The following is a 3,172-nucleotide window of genomic DNA, read 5'->3' on the forward strand; positions in this document are numbered from 1 at the left end:
GTCACGATTGAGGATTTCCCCCTCTATCGCAGAGGTACTAATCGCTTCATTCATCAGTGCTTCGAGCTGTCTTTGGGCGATATTGTTGCGATCCATTGTTTGGGTTATGGCGATCAGATACCCCTGCTCCAATGAAACCTCTTGAATCAAATGTTCCAGTCGGTTCAAATCATAGGTAAAATGGGGATAAGTCTCCCTCTCCCATATCCAGCGTTTCATCTGCGGTATTGCCTTATGTAGATCAATTATTTTCAAACGGGTTGAATAATTAGTTTAATCATACCATATTTGGTACGAATATATATAATAATCGTACTTTTATCTCAAAAATATTTAATATTTTGATTCTGGAGATGGATTAATTTGGAGATAAAAAATAGACAAAGTGGCTAAACAAGGGGTTTTAGAGTATTTTTTGGATGATTTTGGACTGATTTAAATAAGGGGGTGGTACCAGTGGCCGGACTCGAACCGGCACATATCGCTATACCGGATTTTGAATCCGGCGTGTCTACCATTTCACCACACTGGCATGTGTTTGAAGAGGTGAAATTATAGGGAGGCTTTGCTTAAAGAGACGTAAAAGTGACGTTGCTAATCGTTTTTTGACTTTTGTCGATATTAGAGTATGGAACTTTTATTGCTTTATAGAGATAAGTTTGTTCAAAAGGATTTGACATGAGAATTACTGCAGGATCTTATTACAACAATATATACGGTGAAAACAATAAATTAAATCAACAATTATTCGATGTCAATAAACAAATTTCATCCGGTCTTAAAATTCAATATTCCCATGAAGATCCGGGTATCTTTATTGATACGCTTCGTCTGGATGATGAGTTAACAACGCTCGGACAAGTTAAAAACAGTGCTCAAAGCGCCTATAAACTCTCAACGCAAGCCGATACGACGATCGGTGAGATCGTCAAAACTATGGAATCGATGAAAGTCAAACTGGTCAATGCGGCCAATGATGTCAATTCAGATACGAGTCTTCAAGCGATTGCAAAAGAGTTACGCGGTCTCCAAAATCATCTTCTAACCTTAGCCAACTCCTCGATCGGCGGACAGTACCTCTTCTCAGGTACCGCAACATCGGTTAAACCTATCGCGGATGATGGATCGTATCAAGGAAATGATAAAAATCTTGAAGCGTTTCTCGGTGCAGGTTTCAAACAAAAATACAATGTAAGCGGTACTCAGCTTTTTATGGGCGATGAAAACAAAACCAATAGGACGGTGAGTTCTAACGTTGCTCAAATGAGTTTAACCGATTTGTACCCTGATATTATGCAAAGTACGACGAAGTCACGTACTGAAGCCAAAGAGACCTATATCACTGCGAATAATACCCTTCGCGATCTTATGGGGGATACGGACATCGATCCTACGACCTCTAACACTCCCCATTTTTATATCCAAGGGACAAAAACTGACGGAACAACCTTCAAACAACATATCAGCACACTGACGATGGATAATAATGTCAATGATTTGCTGACAGCCATTAAAAATGAATACGGCTCGGATCAAGTCGATGTCACCCTTAATGCGCATGGACAAATTGAGATTGTGGATAAACTTTCGGGCTCAAGCAAGCTCGATTTTCATTTGATCGGTGCGGTAGACTTTGACGGCTTAAACGCCGGTGATGCCGCCGATATTTCGGATGCGGCACTCTATGCGGCCACACCGGGCGAAATTGATAATCTTCAAACCGGTACAACCAATTTTGAAACAGCCGCTATTACGACCCCCGGTTTGTTCATAAAAGAATTCACAAAAAGCGGCTTCACCACACCGACAGGCACCCCTAATACGATTGAGGGGATCAATTACGATCGAACCAATTTTATAAAAGAGGGTGCAAAACTCCTCTCAAATGTCTCCCAAGTCATCAAAGCGGATAATCTCTCCGCATCGGCCTCTACCAAACTGCTCGATGTTTCGGGCAATGCTACCTTGGTTGGAACGACACTCAACCTGCAAGGGAAAAATATTGACGGATTTGATTATGATCTACAAATCAATTTAGCGGCGGCTTCCTCGGTCAGCGGCACCGTCAACGGAGTCCCGATTGTCCCATTTAATATCTACAATGCCGACGTTGCACGAACCCCAGCGGGAGCGGATGAAGTGACGTACCAACAGCTTTTGGATGTTGTCAATATGACGATGAGCGGCTCTCTCCCTATCGGCAATACGGCCGCACAATACGACTCAGCCATCACCGCAGCCAATACCCTCGCTTCAACGACACTTGACACGGCAGGACGGATGGTTATCCAAGATAAAATCCATCCTACGACACAAGCATCTATTGCATTGTATGATTCAAGCTCATTAGATTATTCGGTCACTACCGGTTCGGCTCTCACATTTAATGCCAACAGCGCACTGACACTGCGTGATCCAAAAACAAATCTGTTTGCCCAAATTGAAGAGATCATAAGCTCGGTAGAGCAAGGAAAAAAACGTGCGGATGGGTCTGAAAGCACCGACCCACGCAATATCGGTGTCCAAAATGCCATTCGAATGATGGATGATCTAAGCGATCATGTCAGCCGTCTTCAAACCGAAGCAGGATCGTATTCTCAAACACTGGAAGCCTCAGCCAATCGTACTGATCTTCTTATCATCAGTACGAAAACACTTCAATCGGATGTGATTGATACCGATGTTGCCGAAGCCACATTACGTATGCAGCAGTTAACACTCAATTATCAAGCGCTCCTCTCTAATATTTCCAAAGTCTCTAAACTTTCACTCGTCAATTATTTATAGCAATTTGCAATAAAAGGGGTTTCTCTCCCCTTTTTTGCTATAATCTAACCACTTTTCAACCTGATTTCAAGGATCTACTATTTTACGCGATACACTGTTTATTGCCGGTTTCGGTATTTTATTTTATCTAGGGATTGCTACTATTATTGCCGATGCATCGATCATCGGCGCATATGGAGCAACTTTCGCGCTGTCGAATGTTTATATTTTCGGTTATGTTGCGTACACCTATCTGCTCCTCCTTATGGTTCCCCTTTTTTACTGGTACAAATACGACGGAGGGGTACATCGACGATTAGAGATGAGCGGCATTTTTGCGTTATTGTTTCTCGCACTCCTCTTTTTTCAGGCGATGGTGGTTGAGGGGAGCTACCGAGGTGCGTTA

2 protein-coding genes and 1 tRNA gene are annotated in these 3,172 nt (G+C 42.7%); 1 reads left to right on the plus strand and 2 read right to left on the minus strand.

Translation table 11 applies throughout. From position 1 onward, the window contains the following. Positions 1 to 219: DUF4172 domain-containing protein (locus A2517_RS09385; protein ID WP_294896383.1), on the minus strand; the 219-nt coding region annotated here is incomplete at its 3' end. A 229-nt stretch (positions 220 to 448) separates the two neighbouring features. Continuing rightward, positions 449 to 532, minus strand: a tRNA-Leu gene (locus A2517_RS09390). 146 nt (positions 533 to 678) lie between these two features. Between A2517_RS09390 and A2517_RS09395 the strand changes: the two genes are divergently transcribed. Further along, positions 679 to 2,787 (plus strand): flagellar biosynthesis protein FlgL, encoded by a 2,109-nt coding sequence (locus tag A2517_RS09395; RefSeq protein ID WP_294896385.1) that lies wholly within the window; start codon positions 679 to 681, stop codon positions 2,785 to 2,787. The last annotated feature ends 385 nt before the right edge of the window (positions 2,788 to 3,172 follow it).

This window comes from Sulfuricurvum sp. RIFOXYD12_FULL_44_77 (genome assembly GCF_001830725.1).
Classification (GTDB): Bacteria; Campylobacterota; Campylobacteria; order Campylobacterales; family Sulfurimonadaceae; genus Sulfuricurvum; species Sulfuricurvum kujiense_A.